The sequence below is a fragment of the Xenorhabdus santafensis genome (assembly GCF_033949405.1).
Taxonomy (GTDB): domain Bacteria; phylum Pseudomonadota; class Gammaproteobacteria; order Enterobacterales; family Enterobacteriaceae; genus Xenorhabdus; species Xenorhabdus santafensis.
The window spans coordinates 1-422 of sequence record NZ_VCDN01000316.1 but is presented as its reverse complement, the minus strand read 5'-3'; the positions used below and the strand labels follow the sequence as shown (position 1 = coordinate 422).

Annotated in this window: 1 protein-coding gene; it reads right to left on the bottom strand. The window is 35.3% G+C overall.

The genetic code is table 11. The features are described from left to right. Positions 1–422, bottom strand: a 422-nt coding sequence (locus FE392_RS22635; protein WP_319931928.1) for a class I tRNA ligase family protein, incomplete at both ends; no start/stop codon positions are given.

The window sequence follows — 422 nt, the reverse complement described above, 5'->3', positions numbered from 1 at the left end:
TAACATGTTTTGGGTTGCCTGGAACACGAACTCCCCAATCAAATGAAGTACGAGAAACTGCTAAATCTTCTAATCCTGGTTTAATGAAGTTATTAATCATTTCATTCTTACGAGACTCTGGCTGAATGAAATGTGGATTATCTTCATAGAATTTTAATAGTCTGTCGACATATTTACCCATTCTAAAGAAATATGATTCTTCACGAACAAGTTCTACATCATGACCACTATCTGGGCTTTTTCCTCCAACTACTTTGTCACCTTCCATAATTGGATCTACTAATTGATGCTCTGTATAGAATGTCTCATCTTGTACAGAATACCAACCTTCATATTCATCAAGATAAATGTCGCCTTGATCTACTAGCTGCTTGAAGATTTTCTCAACAACATCTTTATGACGATCTTCAGTTGTACGAATA